We start from the raw sequence: 21,090 nt of genomic DNA, 5'->3' as shown, positions 1-21,090 counted from the left end.
TCTGTACGCCTAGTGCAGCAGCTGGAACGCCTCGGGGTCTTCGTCTGGTCGCGTGTGACGCAACCGCTGCGCATAGGCCCGCTTGATCGCGCGCTCATCGGCACCCGCGTCCAGTCCCAACCACTCAAGGCCCCAGCTCATCCGATCACTGCCTCGCCACCTGGGTCACCGCATCCACGGTCCAGCCCAGCAGCGCGATGCCCAGCGCAACCTCGCCGAACATCAATGCCAGCCCGCCCAGCTTCAGGAACGGCCACAGCGCCAGCAGCAGCCAGCCGTTGAACTGGAACTGGTAGCCGGCGCGCCGCCACCAGCGCACCAGCGCCAGTGCCATCGTCGCCCACGCGAGAATGCTGCCGGCCAGTCGCGCTTCCGCAGCGTGAATCAGCAGAAACGCGGTAATCGCCAGCAATGGAATCAGCAGCAGGCGTGCCACCTGCCACCTCTGCTTCGGTCGCTCATCTGAAATCTGCCAGCGCACCAGTGCCACCATCGGCAGCAGCAGGGCACCGCCGGTCAGCAGTGCCAGTGCGCCCCAGAAGCCGCCAACGATGAAGGCACTGCCACCGGTGTTGGTGCTGCTGGTGATCACGCCCAGCAGCAGCATGAACACCATCAGCGCACTGGCAGCGCAGGCGCTGCGCAGCAGCGCCAACTGCATGCGCGGCGCGTTGACCTGACCGCGCTGGGCGAGTGCCAGCCAGAACGCCACCTGCTGCGGACGCAGCGGCGGCAGCGCCTGGTCGGGGCTGTCCACGCCCAGCTTGGCGAGGGTTTCGCGCATCGCGTCCACCCGGCGTGGCAGCCAGGCGTCCCACAAGGCCTGCATGTGGTGCCAGGGGCGGGTGAGGCGCTGCATGCGCTCGCGTGCTTCGGCCTCGGTAACGGGCGTGTCGCTGCTGTGCAGGAATCCGGCCAGATCCACGCGGTTGCGTGGCTGCAGCAGCCAATGGCGATGCAGTCGCGCGCGGCAGTCGTGGGCGTCGTACGGGTCCAGCCCGCTGCCCACTTCGTTCCAGCGGAAGCACTCGGCCAGCAGGTCGAAGTTGGCGGCCTGGATCGGCAGCTCCTCGCTCAGCACGCGCTGCAGCACGACGTGGCCGATTCTCGGCTTGTCGCCCAGCGACCACAGCTCCGGGCGCAGCTCCAGCCAGCGCTCGAAGCTGGCCGGCGCAGATTCTGCAGCCGTGGTGAGCACGCGCTGGGCGAAGGCGTTCACGTCCAACGGCGCAGGCACCGGTTCGGACACCCGCATCGCCGGGCGCGCCGGCGCAGCCTCGGTGGGCACGGGATCAGTACCGACCGGTAGTACCGGGTCGTGCTGCCTCAGTTCGTCGGACTCCGGTTCGAGCGGACGCAGCCCGGCGACGAACGGGGCCGAAGCCACACGTTCTGCTGCCGGTGCCTGTGGCTCAGGCAACTCAACTGGGAGTACGTCCATGGCCGGCGGGGCAGGCGCAGCGTCATCAGCGTTCTCGCTGTCGTCCTGCTCGCCGTCGTCCTCGTCCCACTGCCCCCGATACTTCGCGTAGGCCAGCGCCGCCTGATACGCCTCATGCAGCTGCTGGAACCCTGCCGGATCCTCATCCGGCCGCGTGGTACGCAGCCGCTTGGCATACGCGCGCTTTACCGCGCGTTCGTCGGCGTCCTCGTCCAGCTCCAGTTCGGCGTGGCCCCAGCTCACGCGTCGCGTTCCAGCGCGTCCATCGCCTCCAGCAGCTCGCCGCGGTGCTTCTCGATGCGTGCCAGGTCCTGGCTGTCCAGTACATGGCGGAACTGCTGCAGCCAGTGCTGGACCAGTTCGCGCTGATCAATGAACTCTTCATACAGCCGCTCGGCACGCGCCAGCACGGCCACGTTCTGCTGCACGTCGCGGGGGTGGATCTTCAACCCCTGCAGCGCCTGCAGGCGCGACTGGATTTCCTCCGGCGACAGCAGCCCCGGGTTCTGTTCCAGCACCAGCTCATAGCGCTTGCCGCTGGCATCCTCGGTGACTTCCACCTGCAGCAGACCGTTCACGTCGTAGGTGAAGCGCGTGGTCAGGCCCTTCTCGGAGGCCTTGCCACGTGCCAGCGGAATACGCAGTTCACCCAGCTTGATGTTCTTGTCCACGGTCGGGCTCTCGCCCTGGTAGACGTCGATGACCACTTCGCGCTGGTCGTCGCGGACCGGGAAGAACCGATCCTCACGGCTTACCGGCACCACGCTGTTGCGCTGGATGATCGGGTGGAAATAGCCGGCGCGCTCGCCGCCATCCGGGCCGCGCCGCGAGACCTGGGTGCCCAGCGTGTACGGGCACACGTCGGTCAGCACGATCTCTTCCAGGGTCTGGTCGCGGCTCTTCAGGCCGGCGGCCACGGTCGCGCCCAGCGCGATCGCCTGGTCGGGGTGGATGTGGCGTAACGGCAGGCGGCCGAACATGCGCGTGACCAGGCGGCTGATCATCGGCATGCGCACCGCGCCACCCACCAGCACGATGTCATCCAGTGCTTCCGGCTTGATCCGCGCGTCACGGATGGCGCGTTCAATCGGGCCGCGCATGCGCTGCAGCAGCGGCTCGCACAGTTGTGCGTAACGCGCTTCGTCCAGCGTCCAGTTGAACTCGCGGTTGGCCAGGGTCATCTGCAGCGTGCAGTCGCCCTGCGAACTAAGCTCGCGCTTGAACTGCTCCAGGCGGCGCAGCAGCTGGGCCTGTTCCGGTGCCGCCAGTGCCTTGCTGTCCAGGCCCTGGTCGGTGTGGAAGGCATCCACCAGCACCTGCAGGAAGTCCTCGCCGCCGAGGAAGTTGTCGCCGGCACTGGCGTGCACTTCGATCACGCCCTCGAACAATTCCAGGATCGACACGTCGAAGGTACCGCCGCCCAGGTCCAGCACCAGCACCCGGCCCTCCTCGTCGCGCTGCTGCAGCCCGTAGGCGAGCGCGGCGGCGGTGGGTTCGTTGATCAGGCGCTCGACCCGGATGCCGGCCAGCTCGCCGGCGGCGCGGGTGGCCTTGCGCTGCGCGTCGGAGAAGTACGCCGGCACGCTGATCACCGCTTCCTCGATCTTCTGCCCCAGCGCGGCTTCGGCATCGGCCAGCAGCGAGCGCAGCACCAGTGCGGACAGCTCCTCGGCGCGGAACGCGCGGCCGCCCAGGCGGACCTCGCGGTCGCTGCCCATCCAGCGCTTGAAGTGCGCCACGGTGTGCTGCGGGTGGCTGACCAGCCGCTCCTGCGCGGCCTTGCCGACCAGCACGGTATCGCCGTCCAGGCTGACCACCGACGGGGTCAGCAGGTCGCCATGTGCATTGGGGAACAGCTCCCCTCCCTGGGCCCGGTGCACGCCGATCAACGAATGCGTGGTACCGAGATCTATCCCTACGATCATCTGCAATCCCCCTTGCTCGAAGGGTGATTCTAGCCAGCCCCTGACGCCCCTGACCATTGGCCGTTGCCCCCACACCCCCCAGCGGCTATGGTCCCGGGCTGTTTCGTACTGCCGGAAATGCCGATGTCCGCACGCACTGCCCTCTCCACCGCCCTGGCCCTGGGCCTGACCCTGGCCGCCAGCGCCCACGCCGACGAAGGCATGTGGATGCCGACCCAGCTGCCCGAGCTGGCCAAGCCGCTGAAGGCGGCGGGTTTCAAGGGCAACCCGGCCGACCTGGCCAACGTGACCGCACCGCCGCTGAGCGCGGTGGTCCGTGCCGGCGGCGGCACCGGCTCGTTTGTGTCCGCCGATGGCCTGCTGCTGACCAATCACCATGTGGCGATGGGCGTGATCCAGTACAACAGCTCGCCCGAGCACAACCTGATCGACAACGGCTTCATCGCCAGCGGCCGCAGCGACGAACGCCCGGCCAATCCGGATTTCCGCGTGCTGGTCACCACCGGCTTCGACAAGGTCACCGACGAGGTGCTGGGCGAGGCACGTGGCAAGACCGGCCGTGCCTATTTCGACGCGGTGGACAAGGCCAGCAAGCGCCTGGTGGCCGAGTGCGAAAGCGCCGGCCACGTGCGTTGCAGCATCGCCGACATGTACTACGGCACCGACTTCTACCGCATCCGCCAGCTGGAACTGAGCGATGTGCGCCTGGTGTATGCACCGCCGCGCGCGATCGGCAACTACGGCGATGAGATCGACAACTTCATGTGGCCGCGCCACACCGGCGACTTCACCCTGCTGCGCGCCTACGTCGGCAAGGACGGCAAGCCCGCCGCCTACAGCCCGGACAATGTGCCGTACCAGCCGCCGGCGCACCTGAAGATGGCCCTGGATGGCCCGAAGACCGGCGATTACGCCATGCTGGCCGGCTACCCCGGCATCACCTACCGCCACCGCACCGCCGCCGAATTCGCCGGCCAGATCGACGCGGTACTGCCGCGCCGGGTCGACGTGTTCCAGCAGATGATCGACACCATCGAGACGGCCACCGCCAAGGATGCGCAGGCGCGCACCCGCTATGCCTCGCAGCTGCAGTCGCTGAAGAACAACCGCAAGCGCGCCGCCGGTGAGCTGGAAGGCCTGCTGCGCAGCGATGCCAAGGCCCAGCGCGCCAGCGATGAAGCGGCCATGCTGCAGGCCACCGACGCGCAGTACCAGAGCGACATCCAGGCCCTGTTCGCGTCGCTGTCGCAGGGTGCCTCGGTCGGCGAGCGCGACCTGCTGCTGGACCTGGCCGCCAGCCAGAGCCAGCTGCTGCGTTCGGCGCTGATGCTGGAGCGCCTGCGCATCGAGTCGGCCAAGCCCGACGCCGAACGCGAAACCGGCTACCAGCAGCGCGACCAGGCGCTGATCGAGGGCACCCTCAAGCAGGTCCAGCGCCGCTACGCGCCAGCGGTGGAGAAGGCGCTGCTGACCAACCTGCTGACCCGCTACCAGCAGCTGCCCGATGCGCAGCGCGTGCCCGAGTTCGACGCATCCTTCGGCCGCACTCCGGCGGCGCTGGCCAAGGCGCTGGACACGCTGTACGCCGGCACCGCGCTGGGCGATGAAGCGCAGCGCCTGAGCCGCTTCGCGGCGGCGAAGGAAGGCAAGGCCCTCGCTGCGGATCCGCTGATCGACCTGGCCGGCCCGCTGGTGGCCGCGCAGCTGCGCCTGGAAGACCAGCGCAAGCAGCGCGAGGGCGAGCAGCTGCGCCTGCGCCCGGCCTACATGCAGGCGCTGTTTGCCTGGCGGGCCAAGCAGGGCCGCGCGGTGTACCCGGATGCGAACCGCACCCTGCGCATCAGCTACGGCAAGGTGGAAGCCCTGTCGCCGCGCGATGCGGTGCATTTCGACCCGGTCACCACCGTCGCCGGCATTGTCGAGAAGAACACCAACGCCTACCCGTTCGACGCGCCCAAGCCGCTGCTGGCGGCGATTGCCAAGGGTGACTTCGGCAGCACCGCCGACCCGGTGCTGAAGACCCAGACGGTCAACTTCCTGACCAACCTGGACACCACCGGCGGCAATTCCGGTTCGCCGGTGCTGAATGCGCGGGGTGAGCTGATCGGGCTCAACTTCGACAGCAACTGGGAGTCGGTCAGCGCCAGCTGGTGGTTCGACCCGCGCTTCAAGCGCGCCGTGCACGTGGACATGCGCTACCTGCGCTGGCTGCTGGCCAAGGTCTACCCGGCCCCCGAGCTGCTTAAGGAAATGGGCGTTCCGGCCGAATAACGGCCTGGCCTGCGGCCATCGCACGACCAACGGTCGCGCGCTACCGGTCCCGGTAGCACCCGACCGTTGGTCGGGTGGCGGCACATCGCGCCGGGCGTTTGATACGCCCCCGACCATGGTCGGGGACCCCCCGGGGTGCATTTGACGCGAAACCGGGGCAGACTGGCTCCGGAATCAAGAAGATGTGACGGGTACCGGGTGGCAGTGAAGGAAGACGGTCGCGGCGATCCCGCGGCCCCGCAGACGACATTGGAGGGCCTGCACGTCTGGGTGGTCGAGGACGACCCGGAACTGCTGGCTTTGAGCGTGGACGAGCTGCGCTGGCGCGGCGCGCAGGTGCGCGGACTGGAGAGTGCCGAGGCGCTGTACCGGCATCTGGCCGTGGAGCGCTGCGATATCGTGGTGCTCGACATCGGCCTGCCCGGCGAAGACGGCTATGCGGTCGCGCGTCATCTGCGCGGCATGGCGGACATCGGCATCGTCATGCTCACCGGCCGCGGCAGTACCCACGACATGACGCACGGGCTGGCACTGGGCGCAGACGTCTATCTGGTCAAGCCGGTCGCCGGCGACCTGCTGGCGGCGGCGCTGGTCAGCCTGCGCCGCCGGCTGCATCGGGGCGCACCTTCGGCAACCGGTGGCACTGCGCCGTCCGCGCCCAGCTGGCAGCTTCAGAGCGACGGCTGGAATCTGCAGGCTCCGAACGGCAAGCAGCTGGCCTTGACCGGGGCCGAGCGCGGCTTCCTGCGCGCGCTGATGGTGGCGTCCAGTGCGCCGGTCGAGCGCGAAACGCTGATTGCGGCGGTTACCGATACCCCGTGGGATTTCGACCCGCACCGTCTGGACGTGCTGGTGCACCGACTGCGTAGCCGCGTGCAGAGCGCGACAGGACTGGTTCTGCCGGTGCGCGCGCTGCGCGGTGCCGGCTATTTGTGGACGGACGGCGCGGCCTGATTGCCGCCAACGGCAGCCGGGCAAGCCCGGCTCTACGCGGCATGCAGCATTGCCGACGTAACGCCGCACGCCGGATCATCGACGCAAGCACGTAGAGCCGGGCTTGCCCGGCTGCTCTTCGCGGCGACGCGGTGAGCCACAGTGAGGCTGCGTGAGCCGCTGGCAGTGCGTTTTCACGAAACCCTAACCAAAATCCCCGGCGCCTGCGACCGTCCGGTCGTGGCCGCGTGGCCGTCGCCGACGACCACGCATGACGCCTCGCACCGTCCGCCGGCTTTGCCCGTGCGGTGCCGAGGCTTTGTCGCTACAGGGGAAAACGCGTGGACAAGCAGCAGGATCGGGTCGATGCCGTGGCCGGCATCGCATCGTCATGGACGTCGTGGCCGGGTGCTGCGCGCAGGCAGGCAAAGGCGCTGGTGCTGTTGCTGTGCGCGGGGCTTGCCCCGGGTGCGCTTGCCGCCAACCTGAGCGTCAGCCAGCTCTCCGACTCCACCAGCGGCTGGCTGCGCAGCGATGGCACCGCCTCGGGCAATACCAGTAGCGACCCGGCCCCGGTCGGGGCGATCGTGGTCTACGACGTCACCCTGTCCAACAGCGACACCGTGGCGGCCAGCAACGTGGCCGCGATCTTCGACCTGCCCACCGGCACCCGCAGCACCCAGCTGCCGGCCGAGTGCACGGCCGAGACCACCACCCGCATCGTCTGCCGCTTCGCCAGCTTCCCGGCCAATGGCGCGCGCAGCTTCCAGCTCAAGGTCGATACCCAGGGCGTCAACCCGGGCACGGTGGAAACGCGCGCTGCGGTGGGAAGCCAGGCCGGTCTGCCGGCGTCGTCCACGCCGGTGGCCAGCCTGACCGATGCCGATCCGTTCTTCGCCGGCGACAGCAACCCCAGCAACAACCGCCTGGAACAACGCACCACGCTGACCGCCGCGGCCGACCTGCAGATCGGCATGACCGGCAGCCCCGGTACCGTGATCGGCGGTGGCGTGGTCACCTACACCGTGTCGGTGCGCAACCTCGGCCCCAGCACTTCCACCAACTTCCGGGTGATCGACACCCTGCCCAACGGCTTCACCGCGGTGGCCGGCAGCTTCGCTGGCACGGGCTGGACCTTCAACTACGGCACGGCCACGGCGACCTATGCCGGATCGCTGGCCAACAACGGTGCGGTCACCTTCCGCTTCAACGCCAAGGCCAATGTGTCCAGCGGTGCGGTGACCAATTCCGCCCGCGTCGCCGCCACCGGTACGCCCGATCCGCGTCCAGACAACGACACCGCCACCGTCGACACCCTGGTCACCACCGGTGCCGACCTGACCCTGGCGATGTCCGCATCGCCGGCCCCGGCCCCGACCGATGGCGTGGTCACCTTCACTCTGACCGCCAACAACCTGGGCCCGGAGCCGTCGACCGGCGTGGCCCTGACCGGCGCGCTGCCCACCGGCTTCACCTGGCTGGGCACGCAGTCGCTGGCGGCCGGCTGGAGCTGCACCAGCAGCACCGCCACCACCTACAGCTGCGCCCGCACCGGCACGATGAACAGCGGTGCCACTGAAGTCCTGCAGATCCGCGCCACCGCTGCTTCCACCCCGGGTACGGCGACCTCCACCGCGACCATCGCCTCGTCGCAGACGCCGGACCCGAACGACGCCAGCAACGGCACCAACAACAACACCGCAAACGCCACGCTGAGCGTGCTCGCCGACGGTGCCGACCTGCGTCTGAGCAAGACCAAGATCGGCAGCAACGAAGGCAGCGAAGTCGTCACCATCGGCAACACCGCCGCCAGCAACATGACCTCCACGCTGCGGCTGTGGAACAACGGTCCGGCGCGCATCACCGGCAGCGTGCAGATCGTCGACGTGCTCGCCGACGGCGAGGAATACATCGGCCGGGTGAGCGGTCCGTTCAGTTGCGTGGCCGCGCCTGCGGCCTACACCCCCGGCACCCGCCAGGTGGTGACCTGCGATTACACCGGCACCTATCCGGTCGCGGTGGCCACCGGTACCAACAACAGCAACGCCTTCGCCACCCTGGTGCTGACCACCCGCGCCCGCGCGGCCGGCATGCTGACCAACAACGCCTGCACCGGCGGTTCGACCCCGGCCGGCGGCCCGGCCTCGCTGGAACCGCAGACCGAAGGCGGCATCAACCAGGACAAGATCACCACCAACGACTGCGTGGGCACCGGTCTGCGCGCCACCACCGAAGCGGCCAACCTGTCGGTGACCAAGGTCGCCAGCACCCAGAGCGGTGCGGACAAGGTGGTCGGCGTGGCCGAAACCTGGGCCGAGTACCTGATCACAGTCAGCAACGCGGGTGCCGACACCACCGGCGTGGTGGTCAATGATCCGATTCCCGGCTTCGTCACCGGCATCACCCAGGCCGAGATCACCCCGCCGGCCGGCTGGGCAGCCAACAGCTGCCGTCTGGCAAACACCACAGTGATCTGTGAATCCGGCACGGCCGTGCTGGCCCGCAACGGCAGCGCGCAGATCCGCGTGCGCCTGCGCAACAGCACCAACACGCCCGGCTTCCTGGCGGACAGCGCCGGCAAGACCACCGGTACCGCGGCCAACAGCGCGTGTGTGGCCAACAACACCGTGCCGGGCAGTGGTCACTTCCACTGCAACCGCGTCGGCGTCGCCATCAACGGGGCCATTGCCGGTTCGGTCGGCGAAGTCGACTGGAACGACAATTCGGCCACCGACTGGCTCAGCGTCGAGCGCGTGGGCAACCTGCAGACGGTGGAAAAGGTGATCACCACCGGTGCCAGCGACGGCCGTGCCGGCGTGGTCTCCGAGTACCGCATCCAGTACCGCAACACGGGTCCGTCGCAGGTGCCGCAGGTGGTGTTCACCGACACCTTCACCCTGCCGGCTGGCGACAGCGGCTTCGTGCTGGTCAGTGCACGGCTGGCGTCCAACAACCAGGCCTGCAGCTTCACCGAAGCCGAATCCGGTATCGCCTCGGTGGGCACGGCGGGCGGCACCTCGTTCCGCAACACCGATACGAACAACCCGCGCACGCTGACCCTGGTCTGTCCGGCGGTGGTGCTGGCCTCCAATGGCGGTGTGGATACCGTCAACCTGAGCATCCGTCCCAACGTCAACGCGACCAACACCGGGCGCGTGTTCGAGAACGTGGCCGGCTTCCGCTTCCCGAACGGGGCCACCGGCAGCGACGCCAACGGCAGCTGGAACTACAACCAGGTCGCCACCACCGCTGATGACACCAGGAGCGCCACGCTGACCTTCAGCGAAGGCCGTGTCGACCTTCTGGTGCAGAAGAACGACCAGGGCTTTACCGGTGGCATCGATCCGCTGGGTTACGACCCGAACGTCCCGGCCAACAACCACATCACCTACAAGGTCAGCGTCACCAACCAGGGGCCGTCGCTGTCCAGCGACACCCGCATCCGCGACAGCTTCGTGGTGCCGGCGGGCCGCACGGTCAGCTTCCTCGGCGCATCGCCGACGGCGACCGGTGCCTTCAATGTGGCCGCGTGCACCGTGGTCAGCGGCGGCAATCCGATCACCGGCGACGGCAGTACACCGCTGGTGCTGGACTGCCCGATGCCGGGTACCGGCTTCAGTGGCACCGATGAAAGCGGCACGGTCGCCGCCGGTGCCACCAGTGAGCTGTTCCTGCGCTACCGCTACGACAGCGCGCCGGGCGGCGGTGGCGACACAGTGCGCAACACCGCGCTGGCGCACTCGGCGGAAACCCGCGTGGGCACCGATCTGATCGCCGCTGACGGCAACCAGCTCGACAACAGCACCACCGAAACCACCAGCATCTTCATGCGCTCGGACATGGGCGTGGCCAAGACCATGGTCACCCAGCTGCCGGCTGCTGATCCCACCACCGCGCTGCCGGCCAGCGTCGACACGGTCAGCGTGCGCCAGCCGTTCTGGTACGTGCTCACCGGCACCAACAATGGTCCGGGCCAGAGCCTGTCGCGTGACCGCAGCGCCACCTCGCAGCTTCGCGGCACCGGTACGGTGCTGACCGACACGCTGCCCGCGGGCGTGCAGGTGACCGGTACGGTGACCTGGCAGAAGGCGGGTCCGGTCTACGCCGGAGCCACCCCGGACGGCACCGGCACCTGTGCGGTGAACGACCGCACCATCACCTGTGAAGTGGGTGACGTGACCCACGCAACCGGCAACCCGGGCCGCGTCCGCATCCTGGTGCCGGCGCAGTGGCCGCAGCTGCCGGCGGGCAGCACCGCGCCGCGCGGGACGTCCAACAACCAGGTGCGCATCGTCACCGAACAGGTGGACGAAAACCCGGACAACGACAGCGTGACCGTGCCGCTGGCGGTGACCAACCTGTCGCTGGGCGGCAAGGTGTTCGTCGACTCGGACCAGAGCGGCAGCAACGGCGGCATTCCGCAGGCCGGTGAAGCCGGCATTGCCGGGGTCACGATCCAGCTCAGCGGTACCGACGCCTACGGCCTGGCGGTCAACCTGACCACCACCACCGCGGCAGACGGCGGCTATCGCTTCAGCAACCTGGGCCCGTCGGACGCGGCCGGCTACACCGTGCTGGAAATCCAGCCGGCCGGTTACGCCAATGGCCTGATTGCACCGCCGACCAGCGGCACCGATGCGGCCAGCTTCGATCCGGCCAGCTACGAAGCCGGCACCCCGAACAGCCGCTATGTGGCGGTGCTGACGCCCGACCGCGCGGTGCCGGGCGGCACCCTGGGCAGTCAGGGCGCGATTGCCAACAACTACAACTTCCCAGAAGTCCGTCGCCCCAACCTCAGCGGCTACGTCTACCTGGACCTGGACTTCAACAACGCACGCACGCCGGGGACCGACAGCGCCATTGCGTCGGCCACGGTGGACCTGCTGGATGCCGTCACCGGTGCCGTGGTGGCCACCACCCAGACCGATGCCAACGGCCAGTACCGCTTCAGCGACCTGGACCCGCACATGGTGTACACGCTGCGTCAGCCGCTGCCGACCGGTGCCTACACCAACCGCCCGACGGCGGTGAACCCGGGCACCATCGGCGGCACTGCTTGCGTGACCGGCCAGTGCGTGGTCGGCACCGCTGCGGCCGCACCCGGCGGCCCGGATGCGGAGACCACCGACCGCATCTCGCACATCGACCTCGGGGCCGGTGTGGATGGCGTGGCCTTCAACTTCGGCGAAAACCCGAATGGCAGCTCGCTGGCCGGACGGGTCTGGCTGGACCTGGACAACGACGGCGTCATCGACCCGACCGAAACCGGTCTGGCGGGCGTGGAGCTCGTGCTCAGCGGTACCGACCGCAACGGGCTGGCAGTCAACCGCACCACCACCACCGACGCTGATGGCACCTACGCCTTCACGGGCCTGCTGCCGGGCACCTATGCGGTGACCGAGCCGACCCAGCCGACCGACACCCTCAACGGGCAGACCGTCGCCGGCAATCGCGGCGGCACCGCCACCGGTGCGGTGACCACCCCGTCGGCGATCACCGCCGTGGTGCTGGCCGCCAATGAAGCCGCCACCGGCTACAACTTCGGCGAACTGCCGATCGCGCTGATCAGCGGCCGCGTGTACTACGACAACAACGAAAACGGCCTGATCGACAGCGACGAGACCGGCATCGCCGATGTCGCCGTGGTCCTGACCGGCACCGACGACGCCGGCACCCCGGTGTCGCTGAGCGTGCGTACCGATGCCCAGGGCGAATACCGCTTTGCGGATCTGCGCCCGGGCACCTACGTGCTGACCGAGCCGGACCAGCCGGCCTACACCACCAACGGCGTCACCACCGCTGGCAGCGTGCAGGGCACGCCGCTGGGCGTGGCCAGCGACCGCGCCACCGTGCCCTCCACGATCAGCCAGATCGTGCTCGCGGCCGGCATGCAGTCCGTGCACAACAACTTCGGCGAAGTGGCCGATACCCCGGACCTGGTGGTCAGCAAGCGCGCCACCGGCACGCTCTTCACCGTCAACCACCCGGCCACGTACGTGATCCAGGTGCGCAACATCGGTCCGCGCGAAACCCTGGCGGCCTATGACGTGCACGACCGCCTGCCGGCCGGCCTGACCCTGCTGGAAACCCCGGCCGGCAATGGCTGGCAGTGCCAAGGCGCTGTCGGCGCAACCCGCTTCAGCTGCCGCAGCAGCCGTGTCATCGCCGCCAACAGCATCTCCACTGACGAGCTCAGCGTGCGCGTGATGGTCAGCGCGGAAGCCGCCAATGCCGGCACCGTCAACAACGCTGTGCTGGTTGAAGGCGGCGGCGAAGACGGCCCGCACAGCCCCAGCAGCACCGAGCGCGGTGCGTTCGAAGGCGACGTCAGCCAGTTGCCGGCGTGCGACCCGGCGATCACCCAGAACGCCTGCCGCGTGCCCAACCAGGTGCAGCTGGCCGCCTCGGTCGGTGGCACCGTGTGGTACGACGTCGGCAACGATGACCAACTGCTCGACGGTGCCGACCAGCGCCTGTCGTCGTGGATCGTCGAACTGGTCGACGCCGCCAGCGGCGAGATCGTGGCCAGCACGGTCACCGCCGCCGACGGCAGCTATCGCTTCGGTGACGTGCTGCCGGGCGTGAAGTGGAACATCCGCTTCCGCGACCCGCGCTCGAACGTGCTGTGGCCGTTCCCGGTCACCCGTGAAACCGCCAACGGCGTGCAGACCGCCTGCGATGCCGATGGCGCGATCGCGCGCGGCGGCGTCAGTGCCTGCCGCACCAGCGACAACGGTGTGAGCCAGCTGGAAGTGGTGTTGGCCGCCGGCCAGCACCTGGCCCAGCAGAGCCTGCCGGTGGACCCATCGGGCGTGGTGTACGACGCCACCACCCGTGACGTGGTGCCAGGCGCGGTGGTGACCCTGAGCCCGGTGGGGATGTGCAGCGGCTTCGACCCCGCCACCAGCATCCTCAACGGCAGCGGCGGTGGCTATCGCATTGAAGGCAGCAGCATCGCCATGACCGTGGGCAACGAAGGCTTCTATCAGTTCGCCTTTGGCCCGGCTGCGCCGGCCCGTTGCGAGTTCCAGCTGGTGGTGACCCCGCCAGGTGGCTACCAGTTCGTGTCGACGATGATCCCGCCGCAGAGCGGTGCGCTGTCGCCGGCCGGTTCGGCCGGGGCCAACCACGTCGTGCAGCCCAACAGCGAAGCGCCGACCGGTGCAGTCGGTACTGCGACCCAGTACTACCTGAACCTGTTCGCCGGTTCGGCCACGGCCGCCATCGTGCACAACCACCTGCCGCTGGATACGGCGGTGGCCACCGGGCTGATGATCAGCAAGACCGGCGACCGCCAGACCGCGGAAATCGGTGACACCGTGCAGTACACCATCACCATCCGCCAGACCGCCGGCAGTGCGCTGCAGTCGGTGAATGTGATCGACCGGCTGCCGCGTGGCTTCACCTACATCGACGGCACCGCGCGTGCCGATGGTCGTGCGGTGACGGATCCGTCCGGCAAGCCAGGTCCGCTGCTCGGCTTCGGCGTCGGTCCGATCAGCGTCGGTGGACAGATCGTGCTGACCTACCGCGTGCGTGTCGGCGTGGGTGCGCAGCAGGGTGACGGCGTCAACCGCGCGCAGGCCCACGGCTGTTCCATTGCCGGTGGCTGTATCGACCCGGTCGGGATCACCCCGCTGCCCGGCGCGCTGGCCTCCAACCGCGCCGAGTACCGCGTGCGCGTCACCGGTGGCGTGTTCACCGAACAGGCCTGCGTGCTCGGCAAGGTGTTCGTGGACTGCAACAACAACCACGTGCAGGACCGCGAAGAGCTGGGCATTCCGGGCGTGCGCATGTACTTCTCGGACGGCACCTGGGTGATCAGCGACTCGGAAGGCAAGTACAGCTTCTGCGGCCTGCCGCCGCAGAGCCACACCCTGAAGGTCGACGCCAGCACGCTGCCGCGTGGTGCGCGCCTGACCACCAGCAGCAACCGCAACCTCGGCGATGCCGACAGCCTGTTCCTCGACCTGAAGAACGGTGAGCTGCATCGTGCCGACTTCATTGAAGGCAGCTGTGCCAACCCGGTGCTGGAGCAGGTCAAGGCCCGCCGCACCCAGGGTGAAGTCAGCGCGCCGGAGACCGAACCGGGCCAGGGCGCGCTGCGCTTTGAAAGCAAGCCGGCGCGTGCCCCGCAGCAGGCCACCGACACGGCCAACCAGAGACCGATCGTGCAACCCAGAGAACTTCCGCCTGCCCAGGATGCGGCGACGGAGGGCCAGCCATGAACCGTGCTGCCCTGATGCGCGGCCTGCCGCGCCTGAGCCTGCTCGCCTGCGCGCTGGCTGCCGTACCCGCGCTCGCCCAGAGCACCGGCACCCCCGGTCGCTTTACCCCGGTGCTGGGTGATGCCAGCACTTTGTATCCGCGCAGCCCGGTCAGCGTGGACGCCGCGCCGCGCGCGCTGGCCGCACGCAGCGACGTGCTTGACCGCATCGTGGTCGAACTCGACCGCGACGGCGTGCCGGCCGACGGCCAGAGCGCCGTGCACGTGCGCGTGCAGCTGCTGGATGGCAACGAACGCCCGTTGACCGGCACCACCTGGATCACCATCGAGAACAGCGGCGGCCGCATCCGTCTGCCGGGCTCGCGCACCGATGAGTTCGGCCCCGGTGCACTGGATGCCGACAAGGTCACCCCGGGTGTGCAGCTGCAGGTGGTCGATGGCAGCGCCGAGTTCGAACTGATTGCGCCGCATGATCCGCAGGACGTGCTGCTGCGGGTGACCGCCGGCGACCAGACCGCACAGGGCAGCATCGGCTTCCTGCCGGAAATGCGCGAGCTGCTGGCCACGGGTCTGGTCGAAGGCATCATCAACTTCCGTCGTCGCGGCAATGCCAGCGCGATTGCGCCGGTGGAAAACCACGATGCCTTCGACCGTGACATCCGCCGCTGGGAACGTCAGTTCAACAACGGCAAGGCCAATGCCGCCGCGCGCACTGCGTTCTTCGTCAAGGGCCGGATCAAGGGTGAGTACCTGCTCACCGCTGCCTACGATTCGGACAAGGACACGCGTGGCCGTCTGCTGCGCGACATCCAGCCCGAGGAGTTCTACCCGGTGTACGGCGACAGCTCGCTGCGCGGCTTTGATGCGCGCTCGGCCGAACGCCTGTACGTGCGCATCGACAACAAGCGCAGCTACCTGCTGTACGGCGACTTCCAGACCGGCGACACGCTGGCGACGGCGACCGGTATCGGTGGCAGCGGCGCGATTCCGCAGCGCAGCCTGGGCACTTACAACCGCACCGCGACCGGCCTGGGCTGGCACTTCGAAAGCGAGCGCGTGCGCAGCAATGTGTTTGCGATGCAGGATTCGCTGCGCCAGGTGATCGAGGAATTCCGCAGCCAGGGCAGCGGCCCGTACGCGCTGCGCAACAACGCGGTGCTGGAAGGCAGCGAGCGCGTGGAAGTGATCACCCGCGACCGCAACCAGCCGACCCGCATCGTGTCGGTGCGCGCGCTGGCACGGCTGGTGGATTACAGCTTCGAACCGTTCTCCGGGCGCATCCTGCTCAATCAATTCCTGCCGGCGTTCGACAGCGACCTCAACCCGGTATCGCTGCGCATCACCTATGAACTGGACCAGGACACCGAGAAGTTCTGGGTCGGCGGGGCTGATGCGCAGGTCAAGCTGACCGAACGCATGGAAGTCGGCGCGGCGGCGGTGGAAGACCGCAACCCGTATGCGGCCTTCCGCATGGGCAGCGCCAACGCCAGCTATCGCTTTGGTGACAACACGCTGCTGGTGGCCGAGTTCGCGCGCACCCGCAGCGAAGTGAACACCAACACGATCAATCAGGTGACCTCGGAAGGGCTGAAGGACATCAGCGGTGAAGTGGAAGGCGACGCGTGGCGGGTGGAATTCGCGCACAGTGCCAAGCAGTTCGACGCACGCCTGTTCGCCGCCCGCACCGACCCGGCCTTCAACAACCCGGCGGCACCGTTGTACGGTGGCCGCGGCGAGTACAACGCGCAACTGAGCTATCGCGTCGGCCCGCGTCTGGAACTGTACCTGGAAGGCCTGCGCAGCGAAGACCGCAACCCGGACGGCGGCGAGCGTGATGCTGGCGGTGCCGGCGTGCGCGTGGCCGCCACCGAGCGCCTGACCGTGGACCTGGGCGTACGCAGCATCCGCGAAACCATCGGCGTCACCTCGCCGTGGTCGTCCGGTGTGCCGTTCGGCAATGCCGGCGGGCTGACCGGTGGTTTCGCCACCGGCTCCGGCGGCGGCGCACTCGGTTACGGCCAGCAGGCGCTGGACCCGGCCACCGGGCTGATGGTGATCAACGGCAGCAGCAGTGGCAGCCCGCTCACCAGTGACCTGCCGGTGGGCACCGAGCTGGAATCGGACAGTGCCCGCATCGGCCTGGGCTATCGCCTGACCGACCGCTTCAGCGCCGGCGCTGAAGTGGAGAACAGCGTCAGCGGCGAGGACCGTCGCCGCCTGGCGGCCGGCCTGGACTACCAGGTATTCGAACGCAGCCGCCTGTATGGCCGTTATGAGAAGCAGACCGGCCTGACCAGCGCCTATGGCATCACCACCACCGACCGCGAGGCCGACGCACTGGTGTTCGGTATCGACAGCAGCTACCTGCGCGACACCCAGACCTTCAGCGAGTACCGCCTGCGCGATGCGATCAGCGGCCGTGACGTACAGACCGCATCGGGCATCCGCAATACCTGGGACATCGCCCAGGGCCTGCGCCTGAGCAGCTCGGCCGAGCACGTCAAGGTGATTGACGGCAGCACCGGTGACAGCACCGGTCTGGCGCTGGGCCTGGACTACAGCGCCAACCCGTTGTGGCGGGGAGCGTTCCGTGTCGAGCACCGGATCTCCGACGACGTGCCGGACACCGAGACCAACGAAGCGTTCGACACCACGCTGGTGCAGTTCATGCTGGCGCGCAAGCTCAGTCGCGACTGGACCCTGCTGGGCCGCAACTACCTGCTGAGCACGCGCTATGACGCGCGCGGCGACGTGCTGCAGAACCGCTTCCAGCTGGGCGTGGCGTACCGCGACACCGACCGCAACCGGATCAACGCGCTGGCCCGCTATGAGTACAAGCTGGAGCGCGACGAGAGCGGCCTGACCCTGGTCGATGGTGGCATTGTCGATGGCAGCAGCCAGGACGTGCGCACCCGCGCGCACATCGTCTCCACCCATGCCGACTGGCATCCCTCGCGGGCGTGGTGGATGACCGGGCGCGTGGCCGGCAAGTGGCAGCAGGACCAGTTCGCCTACAGCGACGGTGCACGCGTCAACAGCCGCTTCCGCGCCATGCTGTTCTCCGCGCGCGTGGTGTACGACATCACCGAGAACTGGGACATCGGCGTGCTCGGTTCCACCTTCCGTGGCCAGTCCGGTGCCAACCAGTACGCCTACGGCCTGGAGATCGGCCGCCTGCTGCGCCAGAACCTGTGGCTGTCGGCCGGCTACAACTGGACCGGCTTTGCCGGCGACCGTGACCTCAACGGTTACGAATACACCCAGCAGGGCGTGTTCCTGCGCCTGCGCTTCAAGTTCGACGAAGACCTGTTCCGGCCGGACCCCGTCCGCTACCGCGACCCGGCCCGCTGAGGATGCCCTGATGAATGACTTCAACCGCATGACCCGTTATGCCCGCACCACCTTGAGCGTGGCCCTGTTTGCCGGCGTGGCCGCCACTGCGTCTGCCCAGCAGACCCAGCTGGCTCCCCAGCAGCAGCGCATCAGCGACCAGGCGATCCATGCCGACCACAGCGCGTATGAGGCCACCCAGGGCCGCATCCAGGCGCTGAACGACGGCGGCCGCCCGATCCGCGACTACCACCTGGCCAAGGCCCAGTGCTGGCTGGATGTGTCGTTCCACGAGTACAGCCGCAATGACCGCAGCGATTTCCCGCAGCTTGCGCTGACCGAATCGGAAAAGCTGATCAACGGCATGGAGCAGGGCGTGCAGCCGATGCCCACCGACACCCCGCTGGTGAACAACGCCAAATACCTGCGCGATGACCTGTGGCAGCGCCTGCGCGTTGTACACGGCAGCCCCGGCTTCATGTGTGCGCAGCAGCAGGTGGCCTGCGGTGAAGTGGAACTGGTGCATGCCGGCAACGAATTCAACCAGCAGCAGTGGCGGCATTCCAAGCCGTACATCCAGATTGCCGAAGAACTGGTCAACGATGCCGAGGCAGCAGCACGCCAGTGCGCCGCAGCACCGGCAGCGGTCAGCGCCGCGCCGGGCCCGCTGGTCGCCAACGTGCTGTTCGAATTTGACCGCGACGGCTACCGCGACATCCGCACCTATTCGCTGGAAAGCATTGACCGCGCCTTGGCCAGCATTGCCAGTGAAAATCTGCAGCTGCAGTCGGTGGCGCTGGTCGGCCATGCCGACCGCATGCAGGGTCGCGGCTTCGATGCCAACCAGGCGCTGTCCGAACGGCGCGCGAAGACGGTGCGCGAGCTGCTGATCGGTCGCGGCATCGACCCGGCCAAGGTGCGTTACGAGTATCGCGGCGACACCCAGCAGGTGCAGCAGTGTGCGGGTATTGCGCCGCGTGCGGCGCTGCTGGAATGCCTGTTGCCCAACCGCCGGGTGGAAGTGCGCTTCGAGGTGGCCCGCTAGTAGCGGGCCGGCGTCCACGACATCGGTCGGCTGCCGGACAACGACAGCCAGCCGCGCGCCATCGCATCGGCCGGGTCGTGCAGCAGGGCATACAGGTCCACGTCCTGCCCTGCGCGTTCGCCCCACAGGCTGGCCCAGGCGTTCTGGCCACTGCGGCGCGCGCTCTGCAGGGCGCGGTCAGACGCGCGCAGGCTGTCCTCCAGCACCGCCGATGTATCCGCAAACAGCGGCAGCGGCGCCAGCCCGATGCTGGCCGTTACCGTGATGTGCTGGCCGGGTGCCAGCTCGACCACCATCCGTTCGATCTGCAGGCACAGGTGGCTGGCAAGGGCTTGCGCGGCCTGTGCCTGGGTATCGTGGCGAGCCACCAGGAAACCGGCACCACCCCAGCGTGCCACCACGTCGTGGCGGTCGCAGGCGGCGCGCAGGCAGCTCGCCGCCGCGCGCAGGACGGTGTCGCCGGCGGCCTGGCCGTGCTGGTCATTGAGTGATTTGAAGTCGTCAATTTCCACCAGCAGCATGGCCGTGCGGCGCGTGCTGGCAAAGGTGGGCATCTCGCTCTCCAGCAGTCGCTCGGCTTCGCGCCGGTTGGGCAGGCCGGTCAGGCTGTCGGTACTGATCAGAGTGGTCAGCTGCTGCCGCTGCCGGCGCAGACGGCCCACCATCACCAGGGCGATGCCCAGCACCAGGGCCAGCGCCACCACCGTGGCGTTGCGGATCACCCGCAACCGCTCCAGATCCTGCACGGCGTTGACCTGGGTCGGGTTGATGCTGCGTTCGGCGGTGGCTTGCAGCTGCGCCAACTGCGCCAGTGCCTTGTCCTGGGCCCGGCGCTGGTCCAGCTGCCGCGCTTCGCGCGACAGCGCCACAGCCTTGGCGCGCTCGCCCAGCAGCAGATGGATGTCGCCCAGCAGCTCCAGCCCCTGGCGTACCTCTTCGTCGAAGTGTCCACGCTTGGCCAGTGCCAGCGCCTGCTCCGCCAGTGGCTTGGCGGCCCGCGCATCTTCCTGGTCCAGCTTCACCAGCGCCAGGCGCTGCAGGGTGACTACCTGCCCCTGTGGGTCCTGCGCGGCCTGCCAGGCCAACGCCCCGCGCAGGCCGAATTCGGCCGCATCGAGTTCTCCACGCACCCGCGCGATCTCGGCGCGGTGGCTTGCCATGCGTTGCATCATCAGGTCCTGCCCGCTCAGGCGCACCCCGACCGCTTCGGCGCGCTTGAAGGCCGCCGCCGCCTCGTCGTAGCGCTGCAGCAGCAGCAGGGCGTAGCCGTAGTTGTAGTAGACGACCAGATCGCCCGGTGTAGGCGGCCGGCGCAGATGGTCGGTCAGCTCGGTGGCCTTGCGCAGGTAGGTCAGTGCGCCGGCCGCGTCGCCCATGGCCTCACCGCGGATCATCGAGATCATCATCAGTGACGCAATCTGGCCCTGCACGTCGCGTTGCTGCACGGCTTCGTCCAGAAATTCGCTGACCAGGGTGAGCGCCTCTGCCTGCTTGCCCTGCCACAGCAGCAGGTGCGCGGCCAGCGACTGCGCACGCATGCGGTCATCGGTGCTGGCGTCGGCGCGCTGTGCGGCCGCCAGCAGGCGTGCGGGCAGGTCGGTGGTCTGGTCCAGCTGGCCCTGCTGGCGCAGCGCGAAGCCGAGGCAGCCCACCGCGCTGATCTCCACCGAGGTCGGCAGATTGGGCTGGGCCAACAGCGTCTGCGCCAGCTGCAGCGAGGTCTGCGGCGCGCTGCTGAGGGTGGCCTGGCACTGCTCCACCTGCGCGGCCAATGGCGTGCCTTCGCCCGCGCGTTGCGCGTGCACCGGTGCGGCGCTGAGCGCCAACAGACAGACCAGCGCGGGTGACACGCGCCGGATGAACGGCTTGATGAACATGAAAACTGCGACTTCCCCGGGTCGATGGCTACTATACCTGC

The 21,090-nt window shown here is 68.5% G+C and carries 9 protein-coding genes; 5 read left to right on the top strand and 4 right to left on the bottom strand.

Going from position 1 to position 21,090, the window contains the following annotated elements:
* Positions 1-9 precede the first annotated feature (9 nt).
* Genes PDM29_RS06775 through PDM29_RS06765 form a run of 3 tightly spaced genes read right to left on the bottom strand, consistent with a single transcriptional unit; the run spans position 10 to position 3,366 of the window.
* Entirely contained in the window at positions 10-141 is a 132-nt protein-coding gene (locus PDM29_RS06775) for a hypothetical protein (protein WP_311193102.1), read from the bottom strand.
* Between the two features lie 4 nt (positions 142-145).
* Positions 146-1,684 carry a hypothetical protein gene (locus PDM29_RS06770; RefSeq protein WP_311193101.1) on the bottom strand — a complete coding sequence of 513 codons (1,539 nt, stop codon included), beginning with the start codon at positions 1,682-1,684 and terminating at the stop codon, positions 146-148.
* A complete protein-coding gene (locus PDM29_RS06765; RefSeq protein ID WP_311193100.1) occupies positions 1,681-3,366 on the bottom strand; it encodes an Hsp70 family protein in 1,686 nt (561 codons plus the stop codon). The genes PDM29_RS06770 and PDM29_RS06765 overlap by 4 nt, the downstream gene beginning before the upstream one ends.
* 123 nt (positions 3,367-3,489) lie before the next feature.
* On the opposite strand from PDM29_RS06765, the gene PDM29_RS06760 reads away from it, so the two are divergent.
* The 5 genes from PDM29_RS06760 to PDM29_RS06740 all read left to right on the top strand — a co-directional run bounded on the left by PDM29_RS06760 (position 3,490) and on the right by PDM29_RS06740 (position 19,172).
* A complete protein-coding gene (locus PDM29_RS06760) occupies positions 3,490-5,637 on the top strand; it encodes a S46 family peptidase (RefSeq protein ID WP_311193099.1) in 2,148 nt (715 codons plus the stop codon).
* Between the two features lie 204 nt (positions 5,638-5,841).
* Positions 5,842-6,591, top strand: coding sequence for a response regulator transcription factor (locus tag PDM29_RS06755; protein WP_311193098.1), 750 nt, complete (start codon positions 5,842-5,844; stop codon positions 6,589-6,591).
* Between the two features lie 320 nt (positions 6,592-6,911).
* Positions 6,912-14,798, top strand: a complete 7,887-nt coding sequence (locus PDM29_RS06750) for an SdrD B-like domain-containing protein (protein WP_311193097.1) — start codon at positions 6,912-6,914, stop codon at positions 14,796-14,798.
* On the top strand, positions 14,795-18,148 hold the full coding sequence (locus PDM29_RS06745; protein ID WP_311193096.1) for a hypothetical protein: 3,354 nt from the start codon (positions 14,795-14,797) through the stop codon (positions 18,146-18,148). The genes PDM29_RS06750 and PDM29_RS06745 overlap by 4 nt, the downstream gene beginning before the upstream one ends.
* 10 nt (positions 18,149-18,158) lie before the next feature.
* Positions 18,159-19,172: an OmpA family protein gene (locus PDM29_RS06740; protein WP_311193095.1), complete on the top strand. Its 1,014-nt coding sequence runs from the start codon at positions 18,159-18,161 to the stop codon at positions 19,170-19,172.
* On the opposite strand, the gene PDM29_RS06735 is transcribed toward PDM29_RS06740, so the two are convergent.
* On the bottom strand, positions 19,169-21,049 hold the full coding sequence (locus PDM29_RS06735; protein WP_311193094.1) for a diguanylate cyclase: 1,881 nt from the start codon (positions 21,047-21,049) through the stop codon (positions 19,169-19,171). The genes PDM29_RS06740 and PDM29_RS06735 overlap by 4 nt on opposite strands.
* Between the last annotated feature and the right edge of the window lie 41 nt (positions 21,050-21,090).

The organism is Stenotrophomonas oahuensis, from assembly GCF_031834595.1.
In the GTDB taxonomy this organism is placed as follows: Bacteria; Pseudomonadota; Gammaproteobacteria; order Xanthomonadales; family Xanthomonadaceae; genus Stenotrophomonas; species Stenotrophomonas oahuensis.
The sequence above is the reverse complement of the archived record's forward strand: the minus strand, read 5'-3'. Positions and strand labels throughout refer to the sequence as shown.